Below are 14,113 nucleotides of genomic sequence, written 5' to 3' on the forward strand. Positions count from 1 at the left end.
AGGGCACCTCGAAGAAGAGGCACTACGTCGGTGAGGGATGACGTGAGCGAGAAACGCGACAACGCGGTAGTACTTCGGTACGGCGATGGCGAGTACACCTACCCGGTGGTCGACAGCACCGTCGGGGACAACGGCTTCGACATCGGGAAGCTGCGCGCCCAGACCGGTCTGGTGACCCTGGACAGCGGGTACGGGAACACCGCCGCGTACAAGTCCGCCGTCACCTACCTCGACGGCGAGCAGGGGATTCTCCGCTATCGCGGGTACCCCATCGAGCAGCTCGCCGAGAGCAGCAGCTTCCTGGAGGTCGCGTACCTCCTCATCAACGGCGAGCTGCCCAAGGTCGACGAGCTCTCGACCTTCAAGAACGACGTCACGCAGCACACCCTGCTGCACGAGGACGTCAAGCGGTTCTTCGACGGCTTCCCGCGCGACGCCCACCCGATGGCCATGCTGTCCTCGGTCGTCAGCGCGCTGTCCACGTTCTACCAGGACAGCCACAACCCGTTCGACGAGGAGCAGCGGAACCTCTCCACAATCCGCCTCCTCGCCAAGCTCCCGACGATCGCCGCCTACGCGTACAAGAAGTCCGTGGGCCAGCCCTTCGTCTACCCGCGCAACGACCTCGGCTACGTCGAGAACTTCCTGCGCATGACCTTCTCGGTCCCCGCGCAGGACTACGAGCTGGACCCGGTCGTCGTCTCGGCGCTCGACAAGCTCCTCATCCTGCACGCCGACCACGAGCAGAACTGTTCGACCTCGACGGTCCGCCTCGTCGGCTCCTCGCAGGCCAACATGTTCGCCTCGATCTCGGCGGGCATCAACGCGCTGTGGGGCCCGCTGCACGGCGGCGCCAACCAGAGCGTCCTGGAGATGCTGGAAGGCATCCAGGCCGACGGCTCCGACGTCGACACCTTCATCCGCAAGGTGAAGAACAAGGAAGACGGCGTGAAGCTCATGGGCTTCGGGCACCGCGTCTACAAGAACTTCGACCCCCGGGCGAAGATCATCAAGGCGGCGGCGCACGACGTCCTCTCGGCGCTCGGCAAGAGCGACGAGCTGCTCGACATCGCGCTCAAGCTCGAAGAGCACGCGCTCGCCGACGACTACTTCGTCGAGCGGAAGCTCTACCCCAACGTGGACTTCTACACCGGTCTGATCTACCGGGCGATGGGCTTCCCCACCGAGATGTTCACGGTCCTCTTCGCGCTCGGCCGCCTCCCCGGCTGGATCGCCCAGTGGACCGAGATGATCAAGGAGCCCGGCTCCCGCATCGGCCGTCCCCGCCAGATCTACACGGGCTACGTGAACCGCGACTTCGTCCCGGTCGAGGGCCGCTGACCCTCCCGTCGTCGTGATGCCAGGGCCCCGTCCGGAAGGGCGGGGCCCTGCTCAGCCCGAAAAAACCAGCCCGTCCGGGGGTCCCCCCGGCCGAAGGCTGGGGGAGGTTGAGGACACCGCGCGAAGCGCGGAAAGGCCCGCGCGGCCAGGCGCACCCCCTCCAGCCGCCCGCGCCAAGCGACCCGCGCAAAGCGAAAGGCGCCCCCCCGCCAGTCCCCCCACGGGCTGACGGTCGGGGCGCCTTCCTGTGCCCCGGGATCGGATTCCCCCCACGGGATCCGGCCGGGCGTTCAGGTGGTGCCGCGGTTCGCCGGGACGCGTACGCGCGGGAGGGCCGCTCAAGCTCCCCGGCCGCACGTCGTCCCGGCCTTCGCTGCGGAAAACATCCCCCAAGACGTTCCCCGCTGCCGGCCGACGCCCCCCAAGACGTCTCCCGGCATGGTGTGAGACCTCCGAACCAGGCACATGGTTACCCATGAAACGATGTGATCTGCGTCACGACGTCCTGACCTGCGCGTCCTGAACCGCGCTGAGCCCGGACGGAGTGTCCGGGCTCAGCGTAAGGGGCTTGCGGGGGCTATGTGAAGGTCCTGAGGCGAAGACTGTTCGAGACGACGAAGACCGACGAGAACGCCATGGCCGCACCCGCGATCATCGGGTTGAGGAGCCCGGCCGCCGCGAGCGGGATCGCCGCCACGTTGTAGCCGAACGCCCAGAACAGATTGCCCTTGATGATCCCGAGCGTGCGCCGCGAGAGCCGGATCGCGTCGGCGGCCACCCGCAGGTCGCCCCGCACGAGTGTGAGGTCCCCCGCCTCGATGGCGGCGTCCGTCCCCGTCCCCATCGCGAGCCCCAGGTCGGCGGTCGCGAGCGCCGCCGCGTCGTTGACGCCGTCGCCGACCATCGCGACCGTGCGCCCGCCCTCCTGGAGCCTGCGCACCTCGGCCGCCTTGTCCTGCGGCAGGACCTCGGCGACGACCTCGTCGATGCCGACCTCGCGGGCCACGGCCTCGGCGACCGCCCGGTTGTCCCCGGTGAGCAGTACGGGCCGCAGGCCCAGGGCGCGCAGCTCCCGTACCGCCTCGGCGCTCGACTCCTTCACGGCGTCGGCGACGGCGAGCAGCCCCCGCACCCGGCCGTCCCACGCGACGAGCACCGCGGTCGCGCCGTCCGCCTCGGCCGCCGCCTTCGCGCGCGTCAGCTCCTCCGGTACGGGGAGCCCGTCGAGCAGCGCGCCGCGTCCGACCCGTACCTCCAGGCCCTCCACCGTGCCCCGCACCCCGAGCCCCGCCTCGTTCGCGAAGGCGCTCACCGCCGGGAGCGTCCCGAGGCGCTCCTCGGCGCCCTCGGCGAGCGCGCGGGCCACCGGGTGCTCCGAGGCGTGCTCGACCGCGCCCGCGAGGCGCAGGACGTCCTTCTCGTCCGTGTCCCCGGCCGCGACGACCGTGCGCAGTGCCATGCGGCCCGTCGTCACCGTGCCCGTCTTGTCGAGCACGACCGTGTCCACGCGTCGCGTGGACTCCAGGACCTCGGGGCCCTTGATGAGGATGCCGAGCTGGGCGCCGCGGCCCGTGCCGACCAGGAGGGCCGTCGGGGTCGCGAGGCCGAGTGCGCACGGGCACGCGATGATCAGGACCGCCACGGCCGCCGTGAACGCCGCCGTCACGTCGTCCGTCGCGAGCAGCCAGCCCACCAGCGTCCCGAGCGCGATCACGAGCACGACGGGCACGAAGATCCCCGAGATGCGGTCCGCGAGCCGCTGGACTTGGGCCTTGCCGTTCTGCGCGTCCTCCACGAGCCGCGCCATGCGCGCGAGCTGGGTGTCCGCGCCGACGCGCGTCGCCTCGACGACGAGCCGGCCCGAGACGTTGACCGTCGCCCCGGTGACCGCGTCACCCGGACCGACGTCCACGGGCAGCGACTCGCCCGTGAGCATCGAGGCGTCCAGCGCCGAGGTCCCCTCGGCCACCGTGCCGTCCGTCGCGACCTTCTCGCCGGGCCGTACGACGAAGCGGTCGCCGACGCGCAGCGAGCCCACCGGGACCCGCACCTCGCGACCGCCCCGCAGGACGCCCACGTCCTTCGCGCCCAGTTCGAGCAGCGCCCGCAGGGCCGCCCCCGCGCTGCGCTTCGAGCGCGCCTCCAGGTAGCGCCCGAGCAGGAGGAAGCCGATGACGCCCGCGGCCACCTCCAGGTAGATCGTGGACGTGCCCTGGTCCGGGTCGACCGTCAGGTCGAAGCCGTGCCGCATGTGCGGCATGCCCGCGTCGCCGAGGAAGAGCGCCCACAGCGACCAGCCGAAGGCGGCGAGCGTGCCGATCGAGACGAGCGTGTCCATCGTCGCCGCGCCGTGCCGCAGGTTCGTCCAGGTGGCGCGGTGGAAGGGCCAGCCGCCCCACACCACGACGGGCGCGGCGAGCGTCAGCGAGAGCCACTGCCAGTTGTCGAACTGGAGCGGCGGGACCATCGCGAGCACGACGACGGGGAGCGCGAGGACGACGGAGACGAGGAGGCGGTGGCGGAGGTCGGCGAGACGGGAGTCCGCGGGGGGCTCCGGGGACGCGGCGACCGGTTCCGGCTCCGGGCCCGGCTCGGGCTCCGGCGGCAGGATCGGCTCCGCCGTGTACCCGGTTTTCACCACCGTCGCGACGAGGTCGTCGATGCCCACACCCTCGGGGTAGCTGACCTTCGCCTTCTCGGTCGCGTAGTTGACGGAGGCGGACACGCCCTCCATCCGGTTGAGCTTCTTCTCGATCCTCGCCGCGCAGGCGGCGCACGTCATCCCGCCCACGGCCAGCTCGACCTGGGCGGGCTCGGCGGCGGACGCGGAATCGGTCCCGGTCCTCGCTATGCCCGCCTCCTGCTTGTCCTGGAGCGGCGTGCTCATGTCGGGGGCCTCCGGTCGTACGGGTACGGGGTAGGGGTATGTGGTCGGCGCGGGACGCGGCGCGGGGCCGTCCCCGCGCCGCGGCGTACGGCGCCGCCGGCTCAGACGGTGCCGGCCAGCTCGTACCCCGCCTCGTCCACGGCGGCGCGGACGGCGGCCTCGTCGAGCGGGGCCGTCGAGACGACGGTGACCTCGCCGTTCGCCGCCGAGGCGCGCACCTCGGTGACCTCGGGAAGCTCGGTCAGCTCGGCGCTCACCGCGCCCTCGCAGTGGCCGCAGGACATGCCGCTGACCTTGTACGTGGTGGTGACGGCTGTGTCGGTCGCCATGGCGTTCTCCTCTTCGTGGGCCGCGTTCCTGGGGTGCGCGGGGGCGGCTGGGGTGTGCGGTACGCCGGGCGTACCGTGACGGGAGGGTCCCGAGGGATTCCCGGCAGGATCACCACTGTATACCCCTAGGGGGTATGATTCCAAGTGGGGTCGCGGCGGGTCATCGCCCGCCCCCAGGCGAGTGCGAGCACCGTGATCAGGGCGAGTCCCAGGACGGTGAAGAGCGTGTAGTAGTGGCGCTGCTCGCTCGTCGCGTCCACGAGGAAGTCGCGCGTGGACGCCGAGCCCCGTACCGGCTCACCCGTCGCCTTCTCGGTGAGCCACAGCGCGATGTCGTGCATCGAGTCCCACAGCGCGTGCAGCGCCGAGACGCCGAGGTACGCGACGGGCACGGCGGCGGTCAGCCGGTAGCGGCCGTCGGGGCCCCGGTGCGCGAGCAGCACGGCGCCCGCGAGCGCCGTCCACAGGCCGTGCCCGAAGGGGGCGAGCACCGCGCGCAGGATCTCCGTCTGGAGCAGCGCGCGCAGGTCGATGCCGTCGAAGGAGAGCGCGGCGTTGAACGCGTACCCCGAGGTCTCGAAGGCCGCGAAGCCGAAACCGACGGCGCCGCCGAGCACCGCGCCCGCGCGCGCCCCGTGCAGCCAGTGCGACTTCCGCACGAGCCACGCGAGCAGCAGGAGCTTCACGGCCTCCTCGATGAGCCCGACCGCCGCGTACACCCGCACCGAGGGGTGGAGCAGGAAGTACTCGGCGAGCGAGGAGCCGAGCACGCCGAGCACCCCGCCGGAGACGAAGCAGCTCAGCAGCGGGTGGAACCCGAGCCCCTCGCCGTGCCGCTCGTACGCCCACAGCGCGAAGGTCACCGGGATGAGGAAGCTGCCGAGCAGGATCAGCGTCGGCAGCAGCGTCGTGTTCTTCGTGAGGTACGAGACCCCGGCCGTCAGCGCCCACAGCACGGCCCCGATCCACAGCCAGTGCCGCCACAGCCCCGGCCGGATGCCCGTCTCGGGCCCCTCCACGTGATCCGGGACGGGCGGCGGGGGCGGCGGCGTGGACGGGCTGGACACGGTGGGGGCTCCGGGCGGGGTGCGGGAGTCATGCGGCCGTTCACCTTAAAACCGCCCGTACGCCACCAAAGCGGACGCCGCGCCGTGGTCCCCGACGGGGCAGGGCCCGTCCCCTCCGCGGCATGACCCGGCCCGGACCGCCCCCCAGCGGTCCGGGCCCGGCGTGATCCTCCCCGGAGTTCCCCCGGCCGGGGAGCGGATCGCTCGCGGGGCACGACGCTGTCATGCCAGGCCGGGGGCGGTCTTGGAAAAACCCGCAGCGCGCTCCCGATGCGCCCGCCGCGCCCCCGGCGCGTACGGAGAGGCGGTGGGGGCGGGCCCGTGGGGGAGGCGCCGCAGCGCTCGGTTCCCGCGCGAGGCCCCGCCCCGCTCGCCCCGTACGGAGGACGCCCCCGTCACAGCAGCAGGCTCGTCACCGCCCCGCCCAGCCGGTCGCTCACGTGCTCCCCGTCCGCCGCCCCGCCCGTCCCGCTTCCCGCGCTGCCCGACGCGGCCACCGCCGCCCGCGCCGCCGTGAAGGCACCCGGGGTCCGGCCGGTCATCGCCCGGAACTCGCCGCTCAGGTGGGCCTGGTCGTAGAAGCCGCACAGCGCCGCCGTCTCCGCCTGGCTCAGCCCCGACGTCAGCAGCCGCACCGCGCGCTGGAGCCGCACGACCCGCGCCGCCGCCTTCGGCGTGAGCCCGATCTGCTCGCGGAAGCGGCTCTGCACCTGCCGCTCGCTCCACCCCACCTCCCGCGCGAGCCGCCGCACCGGCACCCGGCCTCCGCTCCGCTCCAGCAGCCGCCACGCGTACTCGACGCGCGGCGACCACGCGGGACCCGCGTCGAGCCACGCCGTGAGGGCCCGGTCGAGCAGCGCGAACCGCGCCCGCCAGTGGGGCAGTTCCTCCAGCGCGTCCGCGAGCCGCAGCCACCGCTCCCCGCCCGGCAGCGCCCCCGGGTTCGTGCAGCGCCCCGCGAGCGTGTGCTGCGGGACGCCGAGCAGCCGGAACGCCGCCCACGGCGTCACCAGGACCTCGATCCCCGCGCCCGCGCCCAGGTGCTCGCCCACGGCGGGCAGCGTCGTGAGCCCGCCGATCAGCGAGACGAGCGTCGTCGTCTCCTGTCCGGGGCCGCTGACCCGGACCGGCGCCCCGAAACCGAGCACCAGCGTCACCGCGCCCACCGGCACCTCCAGGCGCGGGCGCGCCGCGGTCAGCCGGTAGCCGTGGTAGCGCAGGACCCCCGGGCGCAGGCGCGGGTGGGGGAGCGCCACCGCCCCGGCCGGCACGGCTCAGGCCCCGCAGGAGCGCAGGAAGGACCGCGTGCGCGCGGCGACGGGGAGCGGGCGCTCCGGCGGGCACGGGTACATGTCCTGCTCGACGATCGCGAAGAGGTCCACGCCGAGGTCCTGCGCGGCGGCGAGCACCGGTTCGAGCGCCGGGACGCCGGTCGGCGGCTCGCACATGACCCCGCGTGCGACGGCGGGCCCGAACGGCAGGTCGTCCGCCCGCACCCGCGCGAGCACCGCCGGGTCGACCTGCTTGAGATGCAGGTAGCCGACCCGGTCCCCGTACGTCTCGATGAGCTTGACGCTGTCGCCGCCGCAGTACGCGTAGTGCCCCGTGTCCAGGCACAGCGAGACGAGGTCGGGATCGGTCGCGTCCAGGAGCCGCGCGACGTCGGCCTCCCCCGCGACATGGGTGTCCGCGTGCGGGTGGACGACGACGCGGAGCCCGTACCGCTCCCGCACCTCGTGCGCGAGCCGCTCCGTCTGCCGCGCCAGGTCGTGCCACTGCGCCGCCGTCAGCTCGCGGTCCTCCAGGACCTCGCCCGTCTTGTCGTCGCGCCAGAACGCCGGGATCACGACGAGGTGCCCCGCGCCGCTCGCCTGCGCGAGCGAGGCGACGCGCGCGACCTGCCGCCACGTGTCCTCCCACACGGCAGGCCCCCGGTGCAGCCCCGTGAAGACGGTTCCTGCCGAGACCTTGAGCCCGCGCCGCGCGGTCTCCTCGGAGAGCCGGCGCGGATCCGTCGGCAGATACCCGTACGGACCCAGCTCGATCCACTCGTACCCGGCCCGCGCCACCTCGTCGAGGAAGCGCCGCCAGGGCACCTGGAGCGGGTCCTCGGGGAACCAGACCCCCCAGGAATCGGGCGCCGAACCGACGCGGATGCGGGAGAGCGGGGACACCGGGGGCTGCGGAACCGGGGACATCACCCCACGATCAGGAAGGCCGGACAGGGTGTCAACCGGCGGTGACCGGCCAGGAGAGGGGCGAAGGCCCGGTTGACACAGGTCGGACGGGCTTTCAGGCTGAGATCCCGTACCGCCCGGAGGCGCGCATGGCCGCAGGACAGCACCCGTACGAGCCCCCGTCCGAGCCCTCGCCCGCGTCCGCCTCCTCCGCCGGTCCGCACCCGCACGAGACCCCCGCCGCCCCGCCCCGGCCCCTCGACGTCCTCACCATCGGCCGTACCGGCGTCGACCTCTACCCGCTCGAATCGGGCGTGCCGCTCGCGCGCGTCGAACGGTTCGGGAAGTTCCTCGGCGGCTCGGCGACCAACGTCGCCGTCGCGGCGGCCCGGCTCGGGCTGCGGGCCGCCGTCGTCACCCGTACCGGCGCCGACCCCTTCGGGACCTTCGTACGGGACGAACTGCGCGCCCTCGGCGTCGAGACCTCGTACGTCTCCGAGGTCCCCGGACTCCTCACACCCGTCACCTTCTGCGAACTGCACCCGCCCGACGACTTCCCGCTGCTCTTCTACCGCCGCCCCAAGGCCCCCGACCTGGAGATCCGCGCCGGTGAACTGGACGGGGCGGCGATCCGGGGCGCGCGGGTCTTCTGGACGACGGGGACGGGGCTGTGCGCGGAACCGAGCCGCACGGCGACGCTCGGGGCGCTCGCCGAGCGGCACACGGCGGCGCCCGGCGCGCTCACCGTCTTCGACCTCGACTGGCGGCCGATGTTCTGGGAGAGCCGCGCGGAGGCCCGCCCCGCCTACGCGCGGGCGTTGCGGCACGCGAGCGTCGCGGTCGGGAACCTGACGGAGTGCGAGGTCGCGACGGGCGCGACGACGCCGCGCGCGTGCGCGGACGCGCTCCTCGAAGCGGGCGTCACGCTCGCCGTCGTCAAGCAGGGCCCCGACGGCGTCCTCGCCGCGCACCGCGACGGCACGGTCGTCGAGGTCGCCCCGCTCCCCGTGAAGGTCGTCAACGGACTCGGCGCGGGCGACGCCTTCGGCGGGGCGCTGTGCGAAGGGCTCCTCGCGGGCCGCCCCCTCGCCGAGACGATCCGCTTCGCGAACGCGGCGGGCGCGATCGTGGCGGGCCGCCTGGAGTGCTCGACGGCGATGCCGTTCCCGCACGAGGTGCGGGAGGCGCTCGCGGCGGCGGGGTGAGGGCACGGCCCCGGCGCGGCGCACCGGCTGACGCCTCGTACCGGGTGACGCTTCGTACAGGGGGACACCCCGGCGCACCGCTCACCGATGCGCGCCACGGGGTAGGGGAGCAGAGTGGGAGCAGCGGGACGGCCGACGCAGCGGTGAGAGGGAGCGAGCGCGATGGATGGCAGTGACAGCCGTACGGGGGCACCCCGGCGTTCCGGCGGAGAAGCACGCGTACCCGCGCCCCCGCCCCCGCCGCGCCCCCTCCTGACCTCCCCGCACATCCGCGCGGGCACGGCCGTGACCATCCCCTTCGCCCTCGACGTCTCGCCCGCCCGCACCCCTCTGCTGCGGCACACGGCGCTCCGCGTGCTGGAGTTGCCGCCCGGGGCGCGGCACGTCCTGGTCACGGGGGCGTACGAATGGCTCGTCGTGCCGCTCGCGGGCGGCGGTACGGTGCGCGTGGACGGGGAGGAGTTCGCGCTGCGCGGGCGATCCTCCGTCTTCGGCGCGGTGAGTGACTTCGCGTACCTCCCGAGGGACGCGCGCGCCGAGATCTCCTCCGGCGCGGGAGGCCGTTTCGCTTTGGCAGGAGCGACCTGCGGGCGCAGACTCCCCGCCCGCTACGGCCCCGCGCCGGAGGTCCCCGTCGAGCTGCGCGGGGCCGGGCGGGCCGGACGGCAGGTCAACAACCTGGCGCAGGCCGGGGGCTTCGCGTGCGACCGGCTCATGGTCGTGGAGGTCCTGACCCCGGCGGGCAACTGGTCCTCGTACCCGCCGCACAAGCACGACGAGGCGGTCCCCGGCCGGGAGAGCGAGGTGGAGGAGATCTACTACTTCGAGCTGTCGGACCCGCACGGCCCCGGCGACGCCTACGGCCTCCAGCGCGTCAGCGCCTCGCGCGCGGGCGGCACCGAGGTCTTCGCCGAGGTGCGCCCGGGGGACGTCGTGCTCATCCCCGACGGCTGGCACGGCCCCTCGGTCGCCCCGCCCGAGCGCCACCTGTACTACCTCAACGTCATGGCGGGCCCCGGCCCGTCTCGCGAGTGGCTGATCACGGACCACCCGGCGCACGAGGGCGTACGGGACACGTGGGCCGGCCTCGCGCAGGACCCCCGCCTGCCCCTGACCTCCACCGAGGAGCGCGCATGAGCGACGAGCAGGGGCCCGCGCCCGCGACCGCTTCCCCGCTCCCCCCGCAACCGCCCCAGCGGACCCGCCGCCTCACCGTCGCACAGGCCCTCCTCGTCTTCCTCAGCCGCCAGTACACCGAGCGCGACGGCGAGCGGCAGCGCTTCGTGCAGGGGCTGTGGGGCATCTTCGGGCACGGGAACGTGGCCGGCTTCGGGCAGGCGGTCGTCGAGTACGGCGCGGTGGACGGCCCGTACGCGATGCCGTTCCACCAGGGCCGCAACGAGCAGGCCATGGTGCATGCCGCGAGCGGCTTCGCGCGCCACCGCAGGCGCCTCGCGACGCACGCCGTCACGACGTCGATCGGCCCCGGCGCGACCAACCTCGTCACGGGCGCCGCGCTCGCGACCGTCAACCGGCTGCCCGTCCTCCTCCTCCCGGGCGACTACTTCGCGACGCACCCCGCCGACCCGGTCCTCCAGCAGCTCGAACACCCGGTCTCGTCCGACATCACCGTCAACGACGCGCTCCGGCCCGTCTCCCGCTACTTCGCCCGCGTCCACCGCCCCGAGGCCCTCATCCCGGCCGCCCTGGAGGCGCTGCGCGTCCTGACCGACCCGGCCGAGACCGGCGCGGTGACGCTCGCGCTGCCGCAGGACGTCCAGGCGGAGGCGTACGACTGGCCCGAGGAGTTCCTCGCCGAGCGCACGTGGCACATCCGCAGGCCCCCGCCGGACCCCGCCGCGCTCGACGAGGCGGTGGCGGCGATCCGCGCCGCGCGCCGCCCCCTGCTCGTCGCGGGCGGCGGCGTCCGCTACAGCGCCGCCGAGGACGCGCTGCGCGCGCTCGCCGACGCGACCGGCATCCCCGTCGCCTCCACGCAGGCGGGCAAGGGCGCGCTCCGCCACGACCACCCCGCCGACGTCGGCGGCATCGGCCACACGGGCACCGCGACAGCCGACGAACTCGCCCGCGCCGCCGACCTCGTCCTCGGCGTCGGCACCCGCTGGAGCGACTTCACGACGGCCTCCGCGACGCTCTTCGAGGGCGGCGCGCGCACGGGCGGCGACGGGGTGCGCTTCGTCAACCTCAACATCACGTCGTTCGACGGCCACAAGCAGGGCGCGATCCCGCTCGTCGCCGACGCGCGCGCGGGACTCGAAGCGCTCACGGAGCGGCTGGCGGGCTGGCGCGTCGACGAGGCCGAGGTCGCGCAGTACACGCTCGACAAGGCGCTGTGGGAGGAGCGCGTCGAGGGCTACACGCAGCCCGATGACGGCGTCGCGGACCTCGTACGCCCCAATCAGGCGCACGTCGTCGGCGCGCTGCAGGCCGTGGTCGGCGACGAGGACGTGGTCATCAACGCGGCCGGTTCGCTCCCCGGCGACCTGCACAAACTCTGGCGCACGCGGGGCCCGCTCCAGTACCACGTCGAGTACGGCTACTCCTGCATGGGATACGAGATCCCCGCCGCGCTCGGCGTGTGCCTCGCCCAGCCGGGAGTGCCCGTGTGGGCGCTCGTCGGCGACGGCACGTACCTCATGCTGCCCGGGGAACTCGTCACGGCGGTGCAGGAGAACCTGCCGCTCACGCTCGTGATCCTCCAGAACCACGGCTACGCCTCGATCGGCGGCCTCTCGCGCGCCGTCGGCGCCGACGGTTTCGCGACCGCGTACCGCTACCGCACCGCCGACGGCGCCTACAACGGCGCCCCGCTCCCCGTCGACCTCGCCGCGAACGCCGCGAGCCTCGGGCTGCGCGTCCTGCGCGCCCGCACGGTCCGCGAGGTGCGCGAGGCGCTCGCCGAGGCGCGCGAGGCGGACCGTCCCACATGTGTCTACGTCGAGACCGAAACGACCGACACAGTGTCCGGCGCGCCCCCCGCGCAGGCGTGGTGGGATGTGCCCGTGGCCGAGACGACGACCCACCCGTCCACGGTGCGGGCCCGCAAGGAGTACGAGCGGCACAGCGCGGAGCGGCGCAGGCACCTGTGAGCGACGCGGGGGCCTGGGAGCGATGCGGGTGCCCTTGAGCGATGCGGGTGCCGGTGAGCGACGCGGGTGCCCGTGAGCGATGCGGGTGCCCGTAGCGGTTCCTGCGGGGCCCGGCTCGGCGTGCGGGGGCGTTCCGTGTGCGGGGCCGGTCGTGCACGCGCGGCGGGTGCCGGGTACGGGGCGGGCGCCGCGCGGGTGTGCGGGGGTCCCGGGACGGGGAGCGTTCCCCCGGGCACGGCCACGGACCGACCGCGTACGCGTAGAAGGGTGACCGCAATGAAGACCGTCCACCACTGGATCGACGGGAAGAGCGTCGAGGGCACATCGGGCGAGAGCGGGCCCGTCACCGACCCCGCGACCGGGGCCGTCACCACGCGCGTCGACTTCGCCTCGGTCGCCGAGGTGGACGCGGCCGTCGCCGCCGCGCGCACCGCCTGGGCGACGTGGGGCACGTCCTCGCTCGCGCAGCGCACCGGCATCCTCTTCCGCTACCGCGCCCTGCTCGACGCGCACCGCGAGGAGATCGCGCGCCTCGTCACCGCCGAGCACGGCAAGGTCCACGACGACGCGCTCGGCGAGGTCGCGCGCGGCCTGGAGATCGTCGACCTGGCCTGCGGCATCACGACCCAGCTCAAGGGCGAGCTGTCCACGCAGGTCTCGCACCGGGTGGACGTCTCGGCGATCCGGCAGCCGCTCGGCGTCGTCGCGGGCATCACACCGTTCAACTTCCCCGCGATGGTGCCGATGTGGATGTTCCCCGTCGCCATCGCCTGCGGCAACACCTTCGTGCTCAAGCCCTCCGAGAAGGACCCGTCCGCCGCCGTGCGCCTCGCGGAGCTCTTCGCCGAGGCCGGGCTCCCCGAGGGCGTTCTGAACATCGTGCACGGCGACAAGGTCGCGGTCGACCGCCTCCTCGAACACCCCGACGTGGCGGCCGTCTCCTTCGTCGGCTCGACGCCGGTCGCCCGCCACATCCACGCGACGGCCGGCGCCAACGGCAAGCGGGTGCAGGCACTCGGCGGCGCGAAGAACCACATGCTGGTCCTGCCCGACGCGGACCTCGACGCGGCGGCGGACGCGGCGGTCTCGGCCGCGTACGGCTCGGCGGGGGAACGCTGCATGGCGGTCTCGGCGGTCGTCGCGGTCGGCGCGACGGGCGACGCGCTCGTGGAGCGCATCAAGGAGCGCGCGGAGAAGATCGTCATCGGCCCCGGCGAGGACCCGGCCTCCGAGATGGGCCCGCTCATCACGAAGGCGCACCGCGACAAGGTCGCCGCCTACGTACGGGGTGCGGCGGCGCAGGGCTGCGACGTCGTCCTCGACGGCACCGACTTCACGGTGAAGGGCTACGAGGAGGGCCACTGGATCGGCCTCTCCCTCCTGGACCGCGTCCCCGTGGAGGCCGACGCCTACCGCGACGAGATCTTCGGCCCCGTCCTGTGCGTGCTGCGCGCCGGGACGTACGAGGAGGGCCTGGCCCTCATCAACGCCTCGCCCTTCGGCAACGGCACCGCGATCTTCACCCGCGACGGCGGCGCGGCCCGCCGCTTCCAGCTGGAGGTCCAGGCCGGCATGGTCGGCGTCAACGTCCCGATCCCGGTGCCGGTCGGCTACCACTCCTTCGGCGGCTGGAAGGACTCCCTCTTCGGCGACCACCACATGTACGGCAACGACGGAGTCCACTTCTACACGCGCGGCAAGGTCGTCACGACGAGGTGGCCGGACCCGTCGGAGGCGGCGGCGGGGGTGGACCTGGGGTTCCCGAGCAACGGGTGAGGGGAGGCGGTCGGGGACTTCGCGGTCCGGGTCGGGGCTGGGGCTGGGGTCGGGGCTGGGCGGGGGTGGCGGTCGCCGCCTGGCGCCGGGTCCGGGCCCTTGGTCCGACGGGCCCGGACCCTTGGCCCCGTCGGCGCCGGTAGGCGCTCGGTGGGGCGGACGGTCGGCGAGGCGGGCGGTCGGTGGCACGGGCGCTCGGTGGGGCGGGGCGGTCCGCTGTG

The 14,113-nt window shown here is 74.1% G+C and carries 10 protein-coding genes; 5 read left to right on the forward strand and 5 right to left on the reverse strand.

Features of this window, described 5'->3' with window-relative positions; all coding sequences use genetic code 11:
• Positions 1–42 precede the first annotated feature (42 nt).
• Positions 43–1,341 (forward strand): citrate synthase, encoded by a 1,299-nt coding sequence (locus STTU_RS21640; protein ID WP_007826798.1) that lies wholly within the window; start codon positions 43–45, stop codon positions 1,339–1,341.
• 577 nt (positions 1,342–1,918) lie between these two features.
• Here STTU_RS21640 and STTU_RS21645 read toward each other — a convergent pair.
• From STTU_RS21645 to STTU_RS21665, 5 genes are all read right to left on the reverse strand, one after another.
• On the reverse strand, positions 1,919–4,228 hold the full coding sequence (locus STTU_RS21645; RefSeq protein WP_007826799.1) for a heavy metal translocating P-type ATPase: 2,310 nt from the start codon (positions 4,226–4,228) through the stop codon (positions 1,919–1,921).
• Between the two features lie 101 nt (positions 4,229–4,329).
• The gene (locus STTU_RS21650; RefSeq protein ID WP_007826800.1) at positions 4,330–4,557 is read right to left on the reverse strand and encodes a heavy-metal-associated domain-containing protein; all 228 of its coding nucleotides are present in this window, start codon (positions 4,555–4,557) and stop codon (positions 4,330–4,332) included.
• Positions 4,558–4,682: 125 nt separating this feature from the next.
• Positions 4,683–5,576: a PrsW family intramembrane metalloprotease gene (locus STTU_RS21655; RefSeq protein ID WP_043255929.1), complete on the reverse strand. Its 894-nt coding sequence runs from the start codon at positions 5,574–5,576 to the stop codon at positions 4,683–4,685.
• Between the two features lie 443 nt (positions 5,577–6,019).
• Entirely contained in the window at positions 6,020–6,895 is an 876-nt protein-coding gene (locus tag STTU_RS21660; RefSeq protein WP_007826804.1) for a helix-turn-helix domain-containing protein, read from the reverse strand.
• A 3-nt stretch (positions 6,896–6,898) separates the two neighbouring features.
• A complete protein-coding gene (locus tag STTU_RS21665; protein ID WP_043255931.1) occupies positions 6,899–7,822 on the reverse strand; it encodes a sugar phosphate isomerase/epimerase family protein in 924 nt (307 codons plus the stop codon).
• Between the two features lie 128 nt (positions 7,823–7,950).
• Between STTU_RS21665 and iolC the strand changes: the two genes are divergently transcribed.
• The 4 genes from iolC (at position 7,951) to mmsA (ending at position 13,892) form a co-directional block, all read left to right on the forward strand.
• A complete protein-coding gene (iolC, locus tag STTU_RS21670; protein ID WP_007826811.1) occupies positions 7,951–9,006 on the forward strand; it encodes a 5-dehydro-2-deoxygluconokinase in 1,056 nt (351 codons plus the stop codon).
• Between the two features lie 162 nt (positions 9,007–9,168).
• Positions 9,169–10,143 carry a 5-deoxy-glucuronate isomerase gene (gene iolB, locus STTU_RS21675; RefSeq protein ID WP_007826813.1) on the forward strand — a complete coding sequence of 325 codons (975 nt, stop codon included), beginning with the start codon at positions 9,169–9,171 and terminating at the stop codon, positions 10,141–10,143.
• Positions 10,140–12,116, forward strand: a complete 1,977-nt coding sequence (iolD, locus tag STTU_RS21680; protein WP_043255933.1) for a 3D-(3,5/4)-trihydroxycyclohexane-1,2-dione acylhydrolase (decyclizing) — start codon at positions 10,140–10,142, stop codon at positions 12,114–12,116. The genes iolB and iolD overlap by 4 nt, the downstream gene beginning before the upstream one ends.
• 276 nt (positions 12,117–12,392) lie before the next feature.
• Positions 12,393–13,892, forward strand: coding sequence for a CoA-acylating methylmalonate-semialdehyde dehydrogenase (mmsA, locus tag STTU_RS21685; RefSeq protein ID WP_007826817.1), 1,500 nt, complete (start codon positions 12,393–12,395; stop codon positions 13,890–13,892).
• Positions 13,893–14,113 lie beyond the last annotated feature (221 nt).

This window comes from Streptomyces sp. Tu6071, assembly GCF_000213055.1.
In the GTDB taxonomy this organism is placed as follows: domain Bacteria; phylum Actinomycetota; class Actinomycetes; order Streptomycetales; family Streptomycetaceae; genus Streptomyces; species Streptomyces evansiae.

Coding starts and splice junctions, on each gene's coding strand:
- STTU_RS21645 (WP_007826799.1), bottom strand. CDS start 4,228: ATGAGCACGCCGCTCCAGGACAAGCAGGAGGCGGGCATAGCGAGGACC.
- iolC (WP_007826811.1), top strand. CDS start 7,951: ATGGCCGCAGGACAGCACCCGTACGAGCCCCCGTCCGAGCCCTCGCCC.
- iolB (WP_007826813.1), top strand. CDS start 9,169: ATGGATGGCAGTGACAGCCGTACGGGGGCACCCCGGCGTTCCGGCGGA.
- STTU_RS21650 (WP_007826800.1), bottom strand. CDS start 4,557: ATGGCGACCGACACAGCCGTCACCACCACGTACAAGGTCAGCGGCATG.
- STTU_RS21665 (WP_043255931.1), bottom strand. CDS start 7,822: ATGTCCCCGGTTCCGCAGCCCCCGGTGTCCCCGCTCTCCCGCATCCGC.
- mmsA (WP_007826817.1), top strand. CDS start 12,393: ATGAAGACCGTCCACCACTGGATCGACGGGAAGAGCGTCGAGGGCACA.
- iolD (WP_043255933.1), top strand. CDS start 10,140: ATGAGCGACGAGCAGGGGCCCGCGCCCGCGACCGCTTCCCCGCTCCCC.